We start from the raw sequence: 21646 nt of genomic DNA on the forward strand, positions 1-21646 counted from the left end.
CTGCTACCATGATTACCAGGAACTTACCCGATCGGCAGCAGCGATATCCTTACTGAAAAACATTCCTGTAGGACCATCTGCTTCCATCACAGCGTAATCAGCTACAAAAGCGGCAGCATCTGCAACGCTACCAGTTCCTGTATGGTGATTGAAGTCCGTTGCTGTATGACCAGGATCGACTACATTCACTTTAAAACCTTTATCCTTCAACTCATAGGCCAGTGCAATCGTATAGGCATTCAGCGCACTTTTAGATGGGCCATAACCCGCTATCTTATAGCTATAATAGACCCAGGATGGATCGTTGTGTAAGGTCAATGATGCGAGGCCTGAAGTGACATTCACGATCACTGGCTGTTTGCTGTCGTACATTAATTCCAGGAAGGTCTGTGTGACAGTGATCACTCCAAAGAAATTGGTGTCAAATACCTTACGCAGATTCTCCACAGGTGAGGCAACAGCCGTTTGTGGAAACTCACCTAAGATACCGGCGTTGTTAATGAGGATATCAAGGGTTCCGGCGTCTTTAGCAATAAATGCTTTGGCCTGCATAACCGATGCCGGGTCAGTTACATCCAGCTGAACAGGAATGATCTGTTTAGTACCATCTTCGTTCAGTCGTGCAGCGGCTTCTTTACCATTATTGAGATCACGGCTGCCCAGGTAAACACGGTAGCCCTTCTCCGCCAGTAAACGAACTGTTTCATAACCGATACTTTTATTTGCTCCTGTAACCAGTACTGTTTTCATGTGCTGTAAATTTTGTGCGTTAAAAACATGTGTCTGAAACAATGCTTTCATTTCTTTCACATCTGTTTCGATGCACCAAAGGTCCACATCCGGCACCGGATAACATTTGCCATTTGGCAAATAGCAGCACAGTTATTTTTGTTATCAGTCTTCCCTTACTCCCACTTTAAAGCGTATAACCCGCTTGTAATCAAACAGAATATCAATATGGACCAGTCCCTGATCAGTGGCCGCGCAGTCAAAGTTATCGTCCGGTTTAAAGCGGATAGTAGCCGGAGAAGTACAACAGTTTCGGCCCAGAAACGGTGAATATTGCAGAAGAAAGAAAGTGGCTACACATCACAGTTTAATGATAGTTTGATAGAATAAGCCAGGCGCTCCGGACTAAGTGTCCGGAGCGCCTGGCTTATTCTATCAAACTATTTATTCCCAGTAGATCACTGCTAATTACTCTTTAGCCATTTCACCATCATGTCCAGTACTTCTGGTGCAAATTCCTCCTTCAGCTCATATACCTCACTATTCGTACATGTGTTGCAATGCTGGAACAGGTGATTTAGTCCCGGTGCAGTAATGGTCTTTACATGCTGATTGCCGGATGTATGTTTACGAATGTAATCAAAACTGGTAGCCGCATCTACCATGATATCCTTGTCTCCGTTGATAGCCAGAAAAGGTACGCGTACCTTCTCCAGGAACGGAGCAGGATCAAAACGGATATGGTAGCGGTACCATGGACCGGTGGCATTCATGACATATGACTCCATCGGGAAAAAGAACCGTCCTTTATCGTTAGGGTCCTGGGGATGAGTGGCCATATAGATACTGTCCTGCGTCTGCCATATTCTGAATGCTGAACGCATATGCGCCTCCAGATCCGGAGACTGGGCGTAGGTATATACCGTATCAAACATGAAGGCGTTTATACTGTTGAACCGGTATTTCTTCTGATCAGAAATAGGGGCCGTATTAACGATCAGTTCATTCTGTCTTTTCACTGCCTGCAGACCGGGAGTAGCCAGTCCGGCAAGGGTGATAATGTATGCCACATCATGGCTTTCCGCGGCAGCGATATAGGCCGCAGCACCACCTTCGCTATGACCGATCAATCCGACCTTTTTGCTGTTGATGCCTTTCTGTTTCATCAACCAGTGCAGACTGGTCAATGCATCTTTTGCAAAGTCAGCGGTGGTGGCAGTTTCATACTGACCAGTCGTCTCTCCTACACCACGGTCATCCACCCGGAGTACAGCAATCCCGTTCCTCGTCAGGTTGTCGGCAATAGTGAGGAACATCTTATGTCCGGCCATCGTTCCGTCCCGGTCCTGTTTCCCCGTACCGGAGAGTAACACGACTGCCGGGCAATTCTTTTTAACAGCCGGTAATGTGAGCGTACCACCAAAACGGATACTGCTGTCTGCATTATAGTACTGCACATGCACAGACTTATAAGGCGTATCGACAGCACTGCTGGCAGGCTGGAAGTACGCAGGTAAAGTGACCAGTAAACTATATAGAAAGTTCATATGTGCTAAAATTACAGGAGAGCAGATGAACTGCTCTCCATTATTTCTTTACTTTGTTTTATCAACCATTATTTCATCTCCCGTGCGAGAGACACCATCGTGCTGATCTCATCGGCCAGCGCGCTTGGGCTACCATAGTAACCCACCTGTGCAAAACGGATATTACCGTTGGCATCGATCACCACTTTGAAAGGTATACCTGACGTCTGGATGGCTTTTGCATACCCTGCGTAAGCTTCTTCTCCGTTATCAAATAACACCTTAAATGGAAATTTCTTTTCTTTGATGAATGCTTTCACCTTTTCTTTATACTGTGGATCTCTTTCCTGTGTATCTACGAAGTAGAACGCTACGGAAGGATCATTTTTGAAACGCTCCTGCGCCATCTGCATGCCTGGCATTGCTGCTTTACACGGGCCACACCAGGTCGCCCAGAAGTCCAGTATCACCACTTTGCCTTTCAGGGACTCCAGTGATACTTCACTACCATCCATCTGCTGCAATTTAAAAGGTATAGCAGGCTGATTGATCATCCCTTCCCTGATATGTTCTTTCATCAGCTCCATGGTGTGTGCGTCTTTCATAGAAGCGATCCATCCATCAAACCCATCGGCATTCTTATGTGTAGCAAGGTATTCTTTCTTCAGCAGTTCGAATATTCTGCCGGAAGCCTGGTTCACACGTACGCTGTTATGCAGCAGGTTCGATAATTCCTTTTTCTTACCGGCTTTCAGGAACAGTTCTGCCTGTAATTCGTTCAGCTTCGCTATGCTATACTGAAAACGTTCCTGCGACTGAGCAGCCAGTTCCATCGCTGCGTTATCCATGCCTATTGCATGGAGAATCTCCGCGTGGATAATATAATCTCTGGCAAACATTCTGTCACATTCTTCTACCCATTCTTCCGGAGAGAAATACCAGGACGATGCAGGACGATGTGATTTGAAGTAATTCACCTGTTCCATGATCTTTGCGGCCGCCGGATATACTTCTTTCGCCGACTTTGTCTTCCAGTCATCGTAAGGTATTTCTATCAGTTTATAGTAAGCAAGTGCCAACGCGCTCAATGGAGCCGTAGTCGCATATTTTGGCAACAAGGTAGAGTCATTGGTAGCGATATAGTTGGCAAATATATTCCTGTACACACGATCATAATTGATATCCGCCAGTTTATCCAGGGCATAGTCCTGTGGATAATCCTTTACAAACTGCTCATGCAGGGCGAGGCTCTTTTTCTGATCTCTTTCACGGGATAGTGCCTGATATGCCTCTTTCTTGTTCACGATGCCTTTAGGATAACGCTGGCGCATCACATTACGTAATGAATCAGCCTGTCCTTTGTTCTTCATGTATTGCTCTGCGATGATAGACAGCTGATACAATTCCATTTCCGTGTGATTGGGTACATGCAGCAGGTAGTCAGCAGCACGCTGTACACGCGGCAGCGATTCTGTTGCGCCACCTTCCGGCATCTCCATATTGCTATACGCTTTTATAAAAGCATAGGCAAGCGGACGGGCCGCCCCCTGCTGGTAACTTATTTCCTGGTTCAGCCAGAAATAAAACGCGGTATCGCCTATCTGGAAATCCTTGTAATAGCCCGGAACCCCCATATCATATTTAGTGGCACGGAGCATCCCCCAACCGGCATAAGCACCTTTATACTGCATACCCGGCTTCGCATTCATGATCACATAGCCAGTATCATGATAGTTATCCGTTACTTCACCTGCCCTGAATTTGAAGGCGATCATACCAACGGTAGAATCTGTCACGACATCTGCTTCATATACATTGTTAGCTGATTTCTTCAACGGCAGATCTTTCGCTGACCATTGATACAGCGTATCAAAATAGTATGCGACTGCCTTAACCGGTTTACCTGTTTTCAGCATCGCACTGTCCGGGCGATAGGTCAGATGCACTTTATCTCCCACACCCGGGCGTTCAGGTGAGTAGGCCAATCTCTCTTTGTGTGTTTGTGCAGTTGCATTGAACGCGGCGGACAAAGCCAGCAGCACAAAAATGTTTCCGGATAATTTCATTGATTTCCTTTTTTATAATTCACTGATCCCTGATTAAGGATTCTGTTGTAACTCCGGGTTGAGTTTGATATAATATTGAGCTATCGGGAATGTGTACCTGTTACCGGATGGCTCCAGGGTGTACGTAACACCCTGCCAGGTACGTGTATATGTCTTTGTGAACAGCGGATCATCTTTGAGACGACGCTGGTCAAACCAGGGCAGGAAGCGACAGAAGAACTCACGGCGGCGCTCCTGTACCACTTTAACGATGGCATCATTTGCATCGGCGGCGCTTAACGCTACATAGTCCGCTGGCTGGAAACGTTTCTGTCTCAGCGCATTCACCAGGTCCATTGCAGCACCTGCATTACCAGCTCTGGCCAGGCTTTCAGCCTTGATCAGCATCATTTCCGGTACAGAAGTACCGATGCTGCGGTTCTCATAATTGATCCTTTCGTAAGAGAAGAAACGACCAGTATACCCGGCACCAAGCATAGAAGCAGCATCTGCCGTGAACAGCTGGTAACGCATATCAGCAGGCCCCAGTAAGTCAAGCAGTTCCTGACTGAGCCTCAAAGTTGTAGGTGCCCACGAAAATGACGTACCTGCAATTTTACCCAGAATCGTCTCAGGATTGCTTCTCCTTAACGGCACTGTACCAGTGGTAAGATCAAGTAATGTGGACTTGAGGGAAAGCGCACTGTCCGCATAAAGCCCCGCTGCAGGATAATTGCCCATCAGTAAATACATTCTGGCCAGTAATGACCATGCAGCAGCTTTACCTGGTATGGTATTATACTGTGTAGCACGTGGAAGCGACAGCGCCGCTGTTTTCAGATCGGCCTCAATACGGCTGTATACCTCTGCAACTGATGCGCGGCTCAGCGATTGATCCAGCGTAGGTATCAGCAGTAGCGGCACACCCAGATCGGCTGATGCGGTAGCTGCCTTATATGGTTTCCCATATTCGTTCACCAGGTTGAGATAAGCATCTGCCCGGTGTGTTAATGCCTCGGCCACCAGCGCAGCCTTTTCTTCTGCGGTACCATCAGCGACACCGGGTACTTCCGCGATGATCACGTTACTATTATAGATAGTGCTATAGTAGGCTTCCCAGTCCCTGTCTCTGTCCAGTGAGTTTTCATAGATCGGCGACTGCCAGTTATAACAGTTCCTGAAATACAGGGTGTAGGTAGAACTGGATGCACCTACCTGCTGGTCATTATCTACTATATCCACATCGGCCGAAGCGATGTCAGGCAGGTAACCACCAGTTTCAAATGAACCTGTGTTATTGAGGAGATAACGATAGTTAACTAACTGGCCAGGAATAAGTGAACCCTGGGTTTTTATATCGACATATTTGGAACAGCCGGCAGCCAGGAACATCGTTCCGAGTGCTGCAACTGCTATATTTAATTTTTTCATCATCAGGCTTTTTCAGTGATTATAAACCAATGTTGATCATCAGACTGTAGTTTCTGGTTGGTGGCAGGTGCATAATGTTGCTTGCCAGTGTCGGAACGAAGTCAGGATCCAGTCCCAGATCATTTTTCTTCCAGAGCAGACCGAGGTTACGCACAATACCACTTACGCGGATATTCTTTGCAAACACTTTTCCTGCCAGCGCTTCCGGCAACTGATAGGCGAGAGATACTTCGCGGAAGCGAACGTAACTGCCAGACTGCACATTGGCATCTGAGAATGCATATCGGAATGCTGCCTGACTGGAATAAGCATTACCCATTACAGGCACGATCGTCTTTTCTTCGTCACCTGGCTGCCTCCAGCGGTCAGCAACGTCGCTGGTCAATGTATAGAAGAATCTTCTTGCACTTGGATAGTTGTTCACAGCTGGTTTCAGGAACACGTTACCAAGGTTATAGGTGATCAATGCATAGAGTGACCAGCTTTTATAGCGGAATGTATTGTTCACAGAACCATAGTAAGGTGCGGAACGACGACCCGCATATTTCAGCGCATCCACACTTGTCAGGTTCTGATTCGGCAGCAGTTTCTCTCCTTTTTCGTTGTAGATCTGTGTCAGACCGGTGTTACTCAGGCCTGCGTTTCTGTATACCCACACGGCATCGTTAGGATATCCATCGAGTACCGCATTGGACAGGCTGGAGAACAGTGACGAAGTGGCCTGAAAACGGTTATCTGTGATCTTGTTGTTATTGTAAGAGAAGTTCACACCCAGACTCCATCCAAACTGCTTGCTGTCAATGATCGCACCATTCACTGCGACGTCTATACCACGATTATTCATTGATACACCATTTCTTTGCAAGCTGTTGGTAGAACCGAGATAAGTTGGATTGATCTCCAGGTCATAGATAATATCTTTCCCGTTCTTATTATAAACCTCAAACATACCGCTCAGTCTTCCGTTGAACAGGGAGTAATCAATTCCGACATTCGTCACATACGTGCTCTCCCAACGAAGTCCCGGGTTAGCAAAACCGGTAATGCTGGCGTAAGGAAGGTTGGTCTGTAAGTCGGAAGAACCGAGGGAGATATTGGTGAAAGGACGCAGCTCACGGTTGATGTTACCATTCACACCATACGTACCGCGCAATGTCAGATTAGTGATCCAGGTAAGGTCCTTCATGAAATCTTCACGGGTGATATTCCAGCTGGCGCCTGCTGACCAGAACGGACGGGCCCTGTATTTTCTGTCAAGCCCGAAGTTATTGTAGTCGTCATAACGTACGCTACCTGACACGGTATATCTTCCCATCAATGTATATGCGGCATTACCGAAGTAAGACAGGAAGCGGTTTCTGCGATTAGTCTGGGTCGGGCCCTGACCAAAAGAACCGATACCATCTACAGTGTTGTAATAAGTCGCATAGTTCACCGCCTGCTGAATCCCTGTCTCCGGATTGTAGCCATACAAGGTGAAGGTGGAAGCACCACCGTTTGTTTCGCGGGTCTCAGCACCAGCCAGTGCATTCAGTTCATGAATACCACCAAATCCCTTATTGAAGGAAAACTGCCCTCTGATGCTATGGTTGTTCTGGGTGGTATAGTTATTCATAAAGATAGCACCATCAGGCACATTGTGTACCAGCCGCCCACCCTGGATAAGCGTACCCAGGTTATAAATATTGCGGGTGTAGAATGAATTAACATCGTTCAATACTTCATTCTTAAAGTTCACACGTTCTGTTGCATAGGAGCCTGTAAATGTCAGGCCTTTATAGATTGGAATATTCAGGCTCAGGGTACCTGAGTAGTTATTATCGGATGCGCTGTTATTCACCAGGGATAATTCATTCAGGTAGTCGTATGACCAGTCTTTATATCCCAGGTTTTCCAGTGAGTCAGCATAGTGTTGACCTATGTTATAATAATATTTGGAATGATTACCGTCAGCACCAACAATGCTATTGTAAGGCATAAAGGTATTCGCACCATTCAGCAATACACTGGCGCCACGGCCATTCTGTTTATAGTTAAAGAAGGAACCTTTCAGGCTCAACGACAAGGTGATCTTTTTAATGATCTTCAGCTCCTGGTTGGCGGTCAGCGTGATCCTTTCTCCGGAGCTACCCACGTTACTCGGTCGTTCTTTGGCATAGGAACCAGATACGAAATAAGTATGCACATCGGAACCGCCACTTACAGACAGATTATAGTTCTGGCTGGTCGCGCTCTGCATCAGGTAATCCTGTACTTGTCCATAGTTGTTTATACCACCCAGTTGTGCTGCTCTTGCATCATACTGTGCCTGTGTGATCCTTCCGCTACGCAGCTGGAAAGCCAGGTCAGTACCTTCAGTCACATAATATTTGATACCCGAAGTATACGGGTTATATGTAGCGGCATTGATAACACCTTTATCTACCATCTCTTTTTCAAAATCCAGCATCTGAGCAGCATTCATGAGCGGCAGATAGCTGATGGAAGGTCTGGACTGCGTACCAAGACCTACAGAAAAGTTAACCGATGGCATACGCATCCTGCCTTTCTTGGTAGTGATCACGATCACACCATTCGCGGCACGGGAACCCCAGATAGAAGCAGCTGCGGCATCACGCAGGAAAGTGATCTGCTCAATATCGTTTGGGTTCATTGTTTTCAGGTCCAGTTCAGTAGGAAAACCATCCACTACGATCAGTGGCATTCTTTCACTTCTGAGGGTGGTTGTACCCCGTATATTCACACCATAATCGTTCTGGCCGATCGTCCTGGTATTACTACCGATAGCTGGCGTAACGTTATCATATACAAAACTGTTATCGCCGGCAGTCACCTGCATCTGTAAGCCAGGCACCTGTCCTTCCAGGCGTTGCAGCACGTTGGCGGTTGGGATTTTCTCCAGTTCTTTTGCGGTCACTACACCGAATGAACCAGTTGCACGTTCTTTAGGCAGGTTCACATAACCGGTAGAAACGACTTCAACAGGTTTGAGATAACCGGTTTTGTCTTTAAGTTTCACATCATACCAGGTCGTTCTTGACAGCTGAATATCTTTTGTTTCGTAAGCAATACAGGACACCTGCAAACTACGTGCGGTCAATGGCGTATTGATCACATACTCACCCTGTGGATTTGTCAGCGTCATCACATTTGTACCTGGCACTCTTACAGTAGCGGAAGTGATCGGGGCATCATTTTCATCTGTTACAGTGCCCCTTACGGTACGAAAATTACTTTGTTCATCTTCACCCTGGCTGATCTCCACCTGAATAGTCCTTACCGGTGGCTGACCGGGAGCTGCCTGTGACTTTGCAGCTTCCTCCGGTACCACCTGGCTGGTTTTTGATTTATCTTTTGATGCAGGTTCTGCAGCTTTACTATATACAGCGTACTGCGTACTACTCAGTTTCCTGAACTGCAAATGGTATGGCTTCAGGATAACATCCAGATAAGCTTCTACATTCTTAAAACTGGCGTTGGGCAATAAGGCAGCTGTCTTATTGGTGACCAGTTCATCTTCATAGATAAAAGATACATGAAACCTTGAAGAGGCATTTTTAAGCGCTTCTTTCAGCGAGATTCCTGGTTGATTTTGGCGGGTTACGGCAGCAAACATCTGCAAACTGCAAAATAGCAGGCAGCAGAAGGCCGCAACCTTTTTCAGATTGATCATGCCCTGTTGTGATTTTGATTAAAAAACTTGTCCCCTGTTCGTTAGCTTCTTAGTTGGGTGTGATTATGATGGTTGAGTCACCCATTTGTGATACGTCAGCGTGTAGTATCAATGCAAGCGCGTTAATTAAAACCTGTTTATCCTTCATATCGATATCGCCACTGATCTTTTTATTAAGTAAAGCGGTATCGGTCAGTTGAATATGATATCCCCAGTCGTCTTCCAGTCTTGCGAACAGATCAGCCACACTGGTTTGTTCCAGTTGCAGCTTCCGTTCCTGCCAGCTTGTATAGCTGCTGACCGGCACTATCTTCTTCTTCAGTTCTTTCTTATTATACGTGGCGAGTTCGCCGGGACGGGACAGCAGTTGCTGTTCGCCCGCTGCTGCAACCATCACCTTCCCGGTAGTGAGCATGACATCACTGATGCCTCTGCGGTTGCGCACATTAAAGGACGTGCCTAATACCTGTACATCGAGATCGCCGCTATGTACCTGGAATCGTTGGGAAGCATCATTGCTGGCGACAGGCTTTACCTCAAAGAAGGCTTCTCCTTTCACCCACACTTCCCTGGGGGAGCTGCTGCTCCACTGTTCACTGTACCGGATGCTGGAATTACCATTCAGTTTCACCCTGGTACCATCCGGCAGGGATACATCTTTTACTTCTCCGTAAACAGATGCAATATTGATTTCATTGTTCACCGGACGGAATATTATCCATACCGCTACCGCCAGTGCGATGACCGCTGCGGCTGCCATCCAGATGCGAGTTGCGGAGCGTACCGTTGTTGGCCGCGGCCTAACCGGCTGCGCCTGTGGCAATGCCTGTAAAATGCGTTTCCAGCTATCTTCCTGCTGTTGTGTAGTAGGCATGTCTGCAATGACATACATGCTACGTGCAATAGCAGCTGCCCTGTCTACATCAGCCACCTTTTGCGGATATGTCTGCATGAAATTCTCCCAGAACCTGCTGCCAGCTGCATCAGGAAACCTTACCCATTCAAGGAAGTAAGGGTCTGCAGCCAGTTGAATGGCAGTAAAGCTGGCATAGTAATGAACGGAGCGTTTCATTCTTGTGATTCGATTTTGGTAAGCGTTTGTATATAAAAGAAGGAAATACACTAAAAGTGCCCCACGTTTCTTGATTTTTTTTTAATTTTTTTTGAAATAGCTGGAAAATGAGAAAGAAGAGGAGGATCCAGTGGGGGGCTAAATGGACATATCAGGCTAAATATCAACCTCTTAACAAAGACAACAACAGGACTATAGCGGGTCCGCCCATAATTTCCTTCAGAGAAGCCAGTGCACGGGCAGATAATTTGTAGGTGGCCCTGACCTGCATATCCATGATTTCAGCGATCTCCTCAAAGGAACGGCCTTCGAAGAAGCGAAACCAGATGATCTCCCGCTGACGGGCCGTCAATTGGGTAAGTGCCTGCTGGATCTGGCGGGACAGCATAGCGGCGTCCTCTCCTTCTATAAACCGGGCATCAAACCCCAGTTCAAAGGAAAAAGGCAATTCTTCTTCCTGGTAACTGGTATGCTGCTGCTCCTTGAGAAGACGGAATAAATGGTTACGGAATGATTTAAACAGATAGAGGTGGAACATGGAGTTGACCGTCAGGCGTTCCCGGTACTTCCATAAGGCGATAAATGTTTCCTGCACAGCGTCCTCCACCAGGTGCGTGTCACCGGTAAATTTCTTTCCATAGTTATATAAAGCGGCGTTATATTGTTTATATAATGCTTCAAGACCTTTTACATCACTATTTCTGACCGCATCCCATAATAATTGTTCACCTGACAAACCGTACAATTTTAAATTTACAGTGCAAGACGTATAAATGTACGGGGAAAATTAGAAATTAGGAATTAGGAATTGGGAATTAGACATTGAAAGCGGCACTTCCGGTTCCTGATCCCTGATTTTCTCAGACCCGGAATTTATCAAAAGAACGCCAGTATTTATCCTTGAAAACACTTAAGTTCATACTAATATTTTCACCATATTTATCCTGTATTGCATCAAACACTTTGCAAGGCAGACGGAAATCTTTGCAGGCCATATAAACCTTCCGCTTGTTGCCACCTGTTTGTCTGCCGATACTTAAATACCCCTCCACATCAGGCAATTGTGCTGCCATCTCATCCTCAATCTTATCCATCAGCTGGTACACCGGTTTATCGGGCATACCGTTTGTCCGTGTCCCCTCATACTCCATTGTAAAGTCGATGATCCAGGGGTGCGATGCTTTCCCGTCCCAGTCCAGCAGGGTACTATTGACGATCATCACCAGCGGTCTGCCGTCTTCCAGTTCTCCGTTCAGGGATGCATACATGTCATCTTTCATATTATGGCGTACGGCATCGTATTTTTCCACGAACTCTTTCTGCCGCCAGTTCAGATATCCTTCCAGTTTTTCGATCGGTATCAGCTCCTGTACAGCCCCGTCCGGACCTTTTACGTCCAGTGAGTCAATAATAGTAATAGAATTCAGCTCCCCAAGATAGTTATCCAGGTAATTATATACACCCAGGGTAATATCCCTGTTGTTCTCCGCGGTAAAGTCCTGGTGGATGACGATAATCTTAATTTCATCGGGGTAATCCGGTTGTTCTTCCGGATAGAAGGACAGATTGTCTTTGGAAAATGTATACCCGGCCATTTCAAGGTTGAAATTACTGATGGCGGTGGGCGGTTTTGAAGGTGTAAATTTCCAGCCCAACATGTGCGGAGCGGCGGCAATCAGTTCTTCTACAAAATAGATATGGCGGAAGTTACCTTCTGCGGTGAACACCACTTCCACAGTATTGGCGTCCAGCATACCAGCCAGCAGGTACACACCTTCTCTCAGCTCTTTCAGTTTAGAAAACAGTGGCTCCAGAAAATCTCTGTTGACATCCTTTCCTGACTGGATAGTTCTATGAAAGCGCTGTTCATCCTGCCGGAACCACTTCCAGAACTCCGCATAGTTACTAATCGGTTTTTCCGGCGTACTGAATAACGCTTTAATTTTTTTAATCAGCTTCATACGTAACACAAAAATACCTCATATCGAGATAAATCCCGCTTATTTTGTTCACTTCCCGGTCAGTCAGCAGGTGGTATAATTTCCCTCCGGTACCTTATGCCTTAAATACAATGCGTACCTCATTAAAGTTCACACCAATGAAGAAAGCCGGGCTGGAGAACCAGCGCCGGCGTTACATTCATCACTCTATATACTATTATTTGTCATCGCCCTTCAGGGCTTTGTCAATCGTTTTGATCATGACCGCTTTGTGTGCCTGATTGATGGCGCCCGGCGCATTGCTGAGCATCAGCTCTGCTTTCAGCTGCTGCAGGTGTGTAATTGCGTACAGATGTGCATCACTACGCTCTACGTTGCTCAACAGTCGGCCTTCTTTAGGCTTCGCTGTATTCACTGCCATTATCAGCTTCTCCACGTACATACGCTGCAGATTCCTGTAATAGATATCCTTTACAGCATCGCCCGTTGGTGTTTTCCACATCGCCTTCTTCACGTCGCTCAGATACGCTGTCACAGTATATGCTTCTTCACCATCCGCGTATTTCTGCATCATGTTGTACATGAAGCCGGCATTCAGGATAGTGGTCAGCATATTATTCTGCAGCGTTGCGATCTCGTCCATCTCGTTTGTCTTCAGCCGGGCTGTGATATGCTTATCGTACAACCACAATGGCGGTTCCATGAGGTTACGTCCTATAAAGCTGATCGCCTCTTTTACTTTAGCCCTGGGAATCCGCTCATACACATTACCTGCCTGTTCCGTGCTCTTGGCGGTAACATACTGTCCGCCGATATACTTCATCACATGGTACAGGTACCTGGTATACTGTCTGACCACGCCTTTATACATGCGTTCCAGATTGGCATCCATGTCACCATCTTCCGCTGTCCATTTAACCAGCTCAGGCACGACCCTTTTCAGGTTACGGATACCATATTCATTGGCCACCATTACGTTGTCTCCGAGATCTTCCGACTGACTTCTCGGATCTTCGCCTTTACCTTCACCACCAAACCACAGGCGTGGATTAGCGGCCAGGCTGTCTACGATCCATTTGTTCAGGATCTTGCTGTCTTCATACTCATCAGCAGTATTGAAGAGCTGCTTGTATCCCCACTGAACCGCCCATTTATCATATGCACCGATACGCGGATAGAGGCCCGCCTTACCGATATTATCTTCCGGCTGTGCTACATAGTTAAAGCGCGCATAGTCCATGATAGACACGGTATGCCCATTAGCTTCCACCCACGCTTTATCTCTCAGTTTCTCTACCGGTGTCTGGCTGCTGGCGCCCATGTTATGACGCAGACCGATCGTATGCCCTATTTCATGTGAGGACACAAAACGGATCAGGTCTCCCATCAGTTCATCATCAAACTCCATCTTCCTTGCACGCGGATCATTCGGACCCACCTGGATCATGTACCAGTCATGGATCAGTTTCATCACGTTATGGTACCAGCCCACATGGCTTTCAATGATCTCACCGCTACGGGGATCACTGATCCTCGGACCATATGCATTGGGTATAGGAGAGGCCAGGTAGCGGATAACAGAAAATCTGGCATCTTCCAGACTCATCGTCGTATCATTTTCCGGCCATTCCTTTGCAACAATGGCGTTTTTAAAGCCCGCCTGTTCAAATGCCTGCTGCCAGTCATTTACGCCTGCGATGAGGTATGGACGCCACTTCTTTGGTGTACCCGGATCAATGTAGTACACGATCTGTTTTGCCGGTTCAACCAGTTCACCACGTTTATATCTTTCTACATCTTCCGGTTTAGGTTCGAGGCGGTAACGCGCGATCAGGTATTTCTCCTGTGTCGCCTGCGCACCTTCATCAAAGAGGATAAATTTATTTGCCATATACCCTACCCTTTCATCGAACAGACGCTTGCGCATCGGCTCTTTAGGCAGCAATACCATAGAAATATTCAGATCCAGTGTTACGAAGCCGGACAAAGCGGCACCCGGTATGGCCACGCCTGATGTAGAGTAGGTACGGGTGGTCTTTACCTCCACGTTGATCGGATAAGCCTTCACGCTGCTGATAAATGTACGGTCATCAGCAGGGCTACCGAGCTTCATATCATTCTTTACTTCAGGATCGAGGGACAATGCACCATTCTCTTTTTTGAAGAAGTCGGTTACATCGATCACCATGTTCCCGTTAGGGCTGGTCGTTTTGATATCAAAAGCGGCAGCGATCGGCTTTACAGCAGAAGCCTGTACGGCCTTTGCCAGCGCCTGGGTGGTGTCTTTCACACGTACGGAAAAGAGGTCCACACGCATGAACAGCTTATTGGCCGGGCCTTTTTCAAAATAGATCGTGCGCTCATTGGCCTTTTCACCAGCGTATACGCCTGACAGCTCCGGTGTGCCGACAAATCGGGTCACTACCAGGATATCCCTGTTCAGTAATGAATCAGGTATCTCGAAGTAATATTTATTATCGACAAGATGTACAGTGAACATTCCCTGACGGGTCACAGCATCTTTTGTGATGACCTTCTCATAAGGCATGATCTTGCTGGCTTTAGCAGAATCTCCGGCCGGTTTGCTTTTGTCCTGGGCATGGACTGCCATTACCATGGTGAGTAATGACAGCCCCATCGTAATTCTCTTCATGTTGGAACTTGTATGTTAGATGCTTCTCCTTACCAGGGAAGTGTTTCGTTAGTGTTCAATGTCAGTGAAGGATTTTTCTTCAGTACATCCTGTGGGAAAGGAATAATGTACATATACGAATTTGGCGGCAGTTTGTACTCCTGCTGCGGTACGGTCGTATTGACAAGCGGGAATTTATGCACGACCGTTTTAGCATACTCGGGTTCTGTATTCAGCCTGCGTAGGTCCCAGAAACGGTTGAAGCCGAACAACAGTTCCTTTCTTCTTTCACTGATGATGATCTCCATCGTTTCCCTGATGGTAGCAGGTGTTTCCAGGTGTGCTTCTGTAGCGTTCACAATACGTTTGGCACGCAGCTCATTGATCAGGCCCATTGCCGCAGACAGATTATTCTGACGGGCATAACATTCCGCCAGCATCAGCAGTACTTCCGGCGTTCTCATACCTACTGTAACTGTGAAGTATTCGGTAAACTTCACATTCCAGTAAGCGGTGTTTGAACCTATATCCAGGAAGGAACGGTTGGTGGTATTGAAGAAAAGATTGAATCGCGTATCAGTTGCACCAAACAGGTTTCTCAGTTCGGGGCTGATAATGTTCACGTACGCGATATTCATTTCATTACGGCCAGTCATGTAAACATAATTGAGTACCTCCGGGTTATTACCTGCTGTAATAGGATTGGTAATGCCACCGGTAGCCGCATAATTCACCAGGTCGAATATCTTATTGTTAAACGACATAGATTGCTGTGCAGCCGCTATACATTTGTCCCATTCACGTTTGAACAGATGCACTTTTGCTTTCAGTGCCCAGGCATATGCCAAAGAAGGATGATATTCATCCAGTGGAGTCGCCTGCAGATAAGGAATGGACTCATCCAGGTCTTTCTCGATGAAAGCATATACTTCTGCTACAGTAGATTTCTTTGGCTGTGCTTCCAGGTCATATTTATCCATAATACAGATACCTCCGTCTGTCGATGCCGTTTCCGGCACATAAGGACGACCGAAAGTATTCAATAATACAAAGTGGTCAAAAGCGCGATGTACCCTGGCCTCTGCCTTTGCCAGCTTCTTCATGTTCTCATCTCCTTTACTTTCGTCCACCAGCGTAATGATCATGTTCCATCTGTTGATGTACTTATAAGCCTGGTTGTAAAGAGAAGACGACGGCAGTCTGTTGACGCGGTTCTCAGTTGTATCGAAAGTGAAGTTGATGATGTCCATACTCTTCAGTACACCTATCACATTGGACTCTTTCATCCACTGGTCATCCACGAGATACTGGAAGTTATTGATAGGATACCCTCTGTTAGGAAGGCTGACCATGTTGTAAAAGTCCTGCGTTGTTTCTACTACCTGCTGACCTTTCGGTACGATGTCGAGATACTTATTGCACGACAATAAACCTGCAACAAGCAATATATATATAAAGTGAATACCTGATTTCATACGTTAACGATTTTAAAATTAGAAAGTAACGGCTGCACCAAAAAGGAATGAACGCTGCGTTGGCAGGTTTCTGGTACCACTGTTAAGACTCATTGTCTCAGGGTCCATATCATCACCGGCCTTGCTCCACATCCAGAGGTTGTTAGCCTGGGCAGTGAATTTCACATTTTTAGCATACAGCCGCTTACACAGCTGTTGTGGCAGGGTGTAAGAAAGGTAAAGGTTACGCAGCTTCACAGAAGTGGCGCTTACCACCTGCACATCAGAATAGCGCCAGTAGCTTGAAAGTGTAGCCGCATAGCTCTTCAGTGCATCAGGGTAGTCAAGTTCCAGCCTTGGATTACCGTTCGGATTCGCATCTGTATAACGGTCAGCCAGCTGACGGTTCTGCTGGGAAGTACCGGAGAAGTCCATCGCATCTCTTCTCATCTGATGACCACCATAGAAAGCGAGCATTGCACCGATCTCCGCACCTTTGTAGCGGAAGCTCTGACGGAAGGACCCGTTAAACTTAGGTATCAGTGTACCGACTCTTACATTAGCCAAAGGGCTGTTGACCTGTCTTACATTAGTGGGATTACCATTGGCATCAAAAGTCACGTTCGGCTCACCTTTTTCATCCAGTATGTAAGGATATCCATTGATCATACCAGCGTATCGGTATGCATATACGGAGTTAAAGGGCGTATTGGCGTAGTAATAGTTTGTCGGAGATGAGATATAAGAGTAACCCGAAGTAGTACTGTTATTTACCTCTTCTATGCGGTTCTTATTGAAAGCGATCACAAATGAGGACAGCGCGCCAAAATCTTTCTTATTGATCCATTGTGAAGACAGGTTTAACTCTATACCGCGGTTACTCATCGCACCATTGTTGATACTGATAGAGGACGCGCCTACAGTTGGATCAAGATCTGATAATGCGATCAGGTCAGAACTATATTTGCGGTAATAGTCTATGCTACCTCTGAACAGGTTATTCAGTATAGCGAAGTCCGCACCAAAGTTAACCGTCTCTGTTTTCTCCCAACGCAATTTCGGATTAGGCATTCCCAGGATATCTACGTATTGCAGTTCGGTAAACAGGTTATCACTTCTTAATCTCGCAGTAAGATAAGGAGATGAAGTCTGGTCTACGTTACCATTCACACCATAGGTAGCACGTACTTTCAGAAAATCCAGCCAGCTTACATCTTTCAGGAATGCTTCGTTGGTAGCGTTCCATCCTGCACCAATTGACCATAAAGGACGGTTCCTGTATTTAGGATCAGTACCAAAAAGATCCGTTTTGTCTACCCTTGCACTGGCTGTCAGGTTATAACGTGTCTGGTAGGTATAAGCGATATTACCATAATAAGACACAAAGCGGTGACGCATTTCCGTCTTATTAGCACCTGGTTGGTAACCCAGTGTAGTATTGCCAAACAGATAACTGTTAATCCCCGATTGGTTCAAACGGTACCAGTCTGTCTGAACTGAAGTCAGCGTCACCGGATCATACCCATATCTCAGGTCACCTACATTCACAGGGGCGCGGGATTGTCTCAACTCAAAACCAGCAATAGCTGCCAGGTCATGCTGCCTGCCATCAATAGTAAAGGAGCGATCAAAATCCAGCTGTTGTCTGAATGTAAAGTTTTCTGCCTGTTTATTTAACTGGTAGAGACGACCGTTATAAGGGATTTCGTGTGTGTATATATTTGTAGTCGTATTGTAGGTGGTCATTGCATTATAGAGATAACGCATTCTGTAATCATCCTTATCAGCGAAATTATACGACTCTCCTTTAGAAGTTTCATACTGGAACTTCAGACTATACTTCAGTCCTGCGAGCAGCGTCGCATTCACATCCGCAAACGTACGCAATCGCAGTTGCTGCTCTTTGCTTCTGCTATTATTCAGTTCGTTGAGCAGATTAAAATCGAAAGACTTGAACTGGGTGTTACCCACCAGCTGGTCGATAACAGTACCGTTCACTGCATCAGAAGAACTGAAGCCATCTTTGAAGTTGGCGTACTCCTGCGTTACACTATTGCCATTTTCATCGACGATGCGGGTATAGCGGGGCTGTGTGGTGTAGTTGGTATAAGTATTCTCAGAGCTCACGATCTTGGAATATGCACCATTCGCACCAAACGTAGCATTAAACCACGGACGTGGAGAGAAAGTGGACTTCAGGTATACATTCAGGTTCTCATCCGTGTTATTACGAATAAGCTGGTTGTTGCCATCATAGTTGATAGAGAAATAAGTATTACTCTTCTCTGAACCTGTGCTTAATGCAATATTGAAACGCTTTCTCGCCTGATTCTGCCACACATTGTCGTGGAACTGCTGATAGTAATCATAGTTCTTTAAATCTTCGATGGCGGCATCCCTGTCATGCGCGCTGATCTGACCGAGGCTTTCCTTTCTGTACAGGTTATACAGTGGAGAAAAGTATTTAATGGTATTACCACCTACACTACCATAGGCATTAAACAGCTGTTGAGCATTGGTATACCGACGCAGTTCAGCTGCATAAATATCCTTCTCATAATCCACCATCTGTGCAGAAGTAGCGTAATGCATTTTGCTCAGATCAGGACGTTCTGTAATGAAGTAGTCTGCATTTACAGAAATATTATATTGACCCCTTTTGGCTTTCTTGGTATTTACGACGATCACACCGTTCGCGGCTCTTGCACCATAGATAGATGCAGCAGCGGCGTCTTTCAGTATAGTGACTGATTCGACGTCATAAGGATTGATCATATCCAGTGTATTCTCTGTCAGCAAACCGTCCAGTACGATCAGCGGATAGGTCCCTACAGAGTTGGAAAAAGTACTGAGACCTCTCAGGGTAGGCTCCCCTCTATACAGGCTCAGGCCAGCAGCCTTTCCTTCCAGCGCAGCGCCCAGGTCGGGATTGATCTGTGCTTCCAGGTCTTTCCTTTCTACAGTTGTGTATGCACCGGTCGCTTGCTCTTTAGATATTTCCTGGTAACCGGTGTTAGTGATCGCAATTTCACTCAGTGATTTTACCGCCAGCTTTAAAGTGACGTTTAACATCAGACTACCATCCTCATTCAGTGTAGACTCGACGTTCTTTACAGCCATCTTTTTACAGCAGATCCCCACAGGTACGGTCACAGACTCATAACCAATAGACGTAAACAACAGCACCGCATCATCATGCACACTGCTCAGCTTATAGAAGCCGGAACCATTGGAAGTAGTACCGAACACCGCGCCTTTTACCTTTACGGATACACCCGGCAGCAGCTGTCCCTTGTCGTCTCTTACGAAACCACTAATAGCAGGAAGGATCACTTCCGGAATGTCTGCTACTGTATTCTCCTTCGCAGGAGCGTTGGTAACAGCACGTTTGGTAATGAAAATAGTTTTGTCTTCGAGAGAATAACCGAGCGCGCGCTGAGTGAGTATCCTGTCAAGGAATTCATTCAGCGGCATGTTGTGTGCACTCACCGTTACCGGTGCCGTTTTCTTTACGACGTCAGGATTGTAGAGTACGACATAGCCTGTTTGCTGTTTGACTACACCAAAGATCGTTGATAGCGGAACGTTATTGCCGGAATAGCTGATGACCTGTGACCAGCTCGTGGCACTTACCTGCATTAGAAATGCGAACATGAAAAGAACATTCAGTTTCACTGTCTTCACTGTTTGTGGTGATAACCGGAAAGTTCGCCGTTTGGCGGCAGGCATGGCATGCCCGTTCCGGTTACATAAAGCATAAAAAAACATACTTTTGTAACGGTTTCTGGTTGATAATGACAAATAAGCAGTATAGGACCTACTTGTTGTTTAATTATGTAGACCGGAGGCTTTCCCCGGAAGTGCTGGAACACTTCCGGTTTTTATTTAAGCCAGGTCATCATGTTTAAGGATAGATAGTAATCTTTTGTCCCTCGATTTTAAAATTGACCCCCATGGCAGCCAGGCCTTTAGTTACCTGCTGCAGACTTAAATTTCTTTGCATTTCCCCTGTAAATGCGATGTCCGGCACTTTGCCCGCAAAGACCACCTGTACATCATACCATCTTGACAACTGGCGCATCACTTCCGGCAGACCGGCCCTTCCGTTGAAGATAAACAGTCCGTTCTTCCAGGACACTGCCTGGTCAAGGTCTGCGTGTTTCTCTACGTCAATACGATCAGTGGTAATGGCAGCCTGCTGTCCCGGCTGAAGTGTAACGGTGTGTGAAGCTGTGCTGATTTTCACCGCCCCCTCTAGTAAGGTAGTTCTGATACTTTGTTCATCTTCATAAGCATTAATATTAAAGTGAGTTCCCAGCACTTCGATAGTGCTTTGCTGGTTGACCACAACCCTGAACGGTATTCTGTTTCCTTTTGCGTCGGCTTGTCTGGCAATTTCGAAATAGCCTTCTCCGGAGAGATACACGACACGTTCTCCCTGCCGGAAAGCGGCAGGAAATTTAATTGCTGATGCTGCATTCAGCCACACCTTACTGCCATCGGGCAATGTGAGGGCAAACTGCCTGCCGCGGGGTGTGGTGAGCGTATTCAGTGCGTTGTTACTACTGTTTTGCCCATCCACTATCAGCTCCCCTCCTTTCTTACTGATGCCTTCACCGGCACTCCCACCGATCGCGCCATCCCCCTGGTTATCCAGTACCACCTGTTGTCCGCCGGCCAGTGTGAGGATAGCACCATCGTGTCCCGGAGCGATCTCCCTGGTAGTGACGGTGGCTACCGTGCCAGATTTCACAGGCGCATTGCTTCCCCGGAAAAAATAGATGCTACCTGCTATCACGAGTGCAAGCACCGCAGCGGCCACTCCATAGAAGTACCGACGTACAGGCATTTGGCGGGTATGGCCTCCTGCAATGGATGCAAACACCGTATCCAGCCGCTCATCACTGATGTGCGTCGCTTCAGGCGCTACTGCTGCCAGCTGCTCCATATGTGCGACTATCAGCTCCCTGTCAGCCCCTTCCAGCAGGAACGTTCTGAGTTCGCTGGCTTCTGCAGGACTGGCAGTACCGGCATAGTACTGATTAATAAGATATATGATCCGCTCTTCGCGTATATTTTCAGGCATATTTTGGTTGTGGTTGAAAAGAAGTATAAGCCCCCTTTAATTGTAATAACGTTTGAAG

The 21646-nt window shown here is 46.6% G+C and carries 12 protein-coding genes; all 12 read right to left on the reverse strand.

What is annotated here, in order from left to right:
- Nucleotides 1-12: 12 nt before the first annotated feature.
- The 12 genes from GWR21_RS10520 to GWR21_RS10575 all read right to left on the reverse strand — a co-directional run bounded on the left by GWR21_RS10520 (nucleotide 13) and on the right by GWR21_RS10575 (nucleotide 21588).
- Nucleotides 13-750, reverse strand: coding sequence for an SDR family NAD(P)-dependent oxidoreductase (locus GWR21_RS10520; protein ID WP_162331702.1), 738 nt, complete (start codon nucleotides 748-750; stop codon nucleotides 13-15).
- A gap of 443 nt (nucleotides 751-1193) precedes the next feature.
- A complete protein-coding gene (locus GWR21_RS10525) occupies nucleotides 1194-2276 on the reverse strand; it encodes an alpha/beta hydrolase family protein (RefSeq protein ID WP_162331703.1) in 1083 nt (360 codons plus the stop codon).
- A 68-nt stretch (nucleotides 2277-2344) separates the two neighbouring features.
- Nucleotides 2345-4321, reverse strand: coding sequence for a TlpA family protein disulfide reductase (locus GWR21_RS31500; RefSeq protein ID WP_162331704.1), 1977 nt, complete (start codon nucleotides 4319-4321; stop codon nucleotides 2345-2347).
- 33 nt (nucleotides 4322-4354) lie between these two features.
- On the reverse strand, nucleotides 4355-5731 hold the full coding sequence (locus GWR21_RS10535; protein ID WP_238430294.1) for a RagB/SusD family nutrient uptake outer membrane protein: 1377 nt from the start codon (nucleotides 5729-5731) through the stop codon (nucleotides 4355-4357).
- Nucleotides 5732-5750: 19 nt separating this feature from the next.
- Nucleotides 5751-9404, reverse strand: a complete 3654-nt coding sequence (locus GWR21_RS10540) for a SusC/RagA family TonB-linked outer membrane protein (protein ID WP_162331706.1) — start codon at nucleotides 9402-9404, stop codon at nucleotides 5751-5753.
- Between the two features lie 49 nt (nucleotides 9405-9453).
- Nucleotides 9454-10476: a FecR family protein gene (locus tag GWR21_RS10545; protein WP_162331707.1), complete on the reverse strand. Its 1023-nt coding sequence runs from the start codon at nucleotides 10474-10476 to the stop codon at nucleotides 9454-9456.
- Between the two features lie 163 nt (nucleotides 10477-10639).
- Entirely contained in the window at nucleotides 10640-11212 is a 573-nt protein-coding gene (locus GWR21_RS10550) for an RNA polymerase sigma factor (protein ID WP_162331708.1), read from the reverse strand.
- A gap of 124 nt (nucleotides 11213-11336) precedes the next feature.
- Complete coding sequence (locus tag GWR21_RS10555) at nucleotides 11337-12437, reverse strand: DUF695 domain-containing protein (protein WP_162331709.1); 1101 nt, start codon at nucleotides 12435-12437, stop codon at nucleotides 11337-11339.
- A 196-nt stretch (nucleotides 12438-12633) separates the two neighbouring features.
- Nucleotides 12634-15069 (reverse strand): zinc-dependent metalloprotease, encoded by a 2436-nt coding sequence (locus tag GWR21_RS10560; RefSeq protein WP_162331710.1) that lies wholly within the window; start codon nucleotides 15067-15069, stop codon nucleotides 12634-12636.
- Nucleotides 15070-15098: 29 nt separating this feature from the next.
- The gene (locus tag GWR21_RS10565; protein WP_162331711.1) at nucleotides 15099-16523 is read right to left on the reverse strand and encodes a RagB/SusD family nutrient uptake outer membrane protein; all 1425 of its coding nucleotides are present in this window, start codon (nucleotides 16521-16523) and stop codon (nucleotides 15099-15101) included.
- Between the two features lie 18 nt (nucleotides 16524-16541).
- Nucleotides 16542-20156 carry a SusC/RagA family TonB-linked outer membrane protein gene (locus tag GWR21_RS10570; RefSeq protein WP_162331712.1) on the reverse strand — a complete coding sequence of 1205 codons (3615 nt, stop codon included), beginning with the start codon at nucleotides 20154-20156 and terminating at the stop codon, nucleotides 16542-16544.
- Nucleotides 20157-20406: 250 nt separating this feature from the next.
- On the reverse strand, nucleotides 20407-21588 hold the full coding sequence (locus tag GWR21_RS10575; RefSeq protein ID WP_162331713.1) for a FecR family protein: 1182 nt from the start codon (nucleotides 21586-21588) through the stop codon (nucleotides 20407-20409).
- Nucleotides 21589-21646 lie beyond the last annotated feature (58 nt).

It is taken from the genome of Chitinophaga agri (genome assembly GCF_010093065.1).
GTDB classification, from domain to species: domain Bacteria; phylum Bacteroidota; class Bacteroidia; order Chitinophagales; family Chitinophagaceae; genus Chitinophaga; species Chitinophaga agri.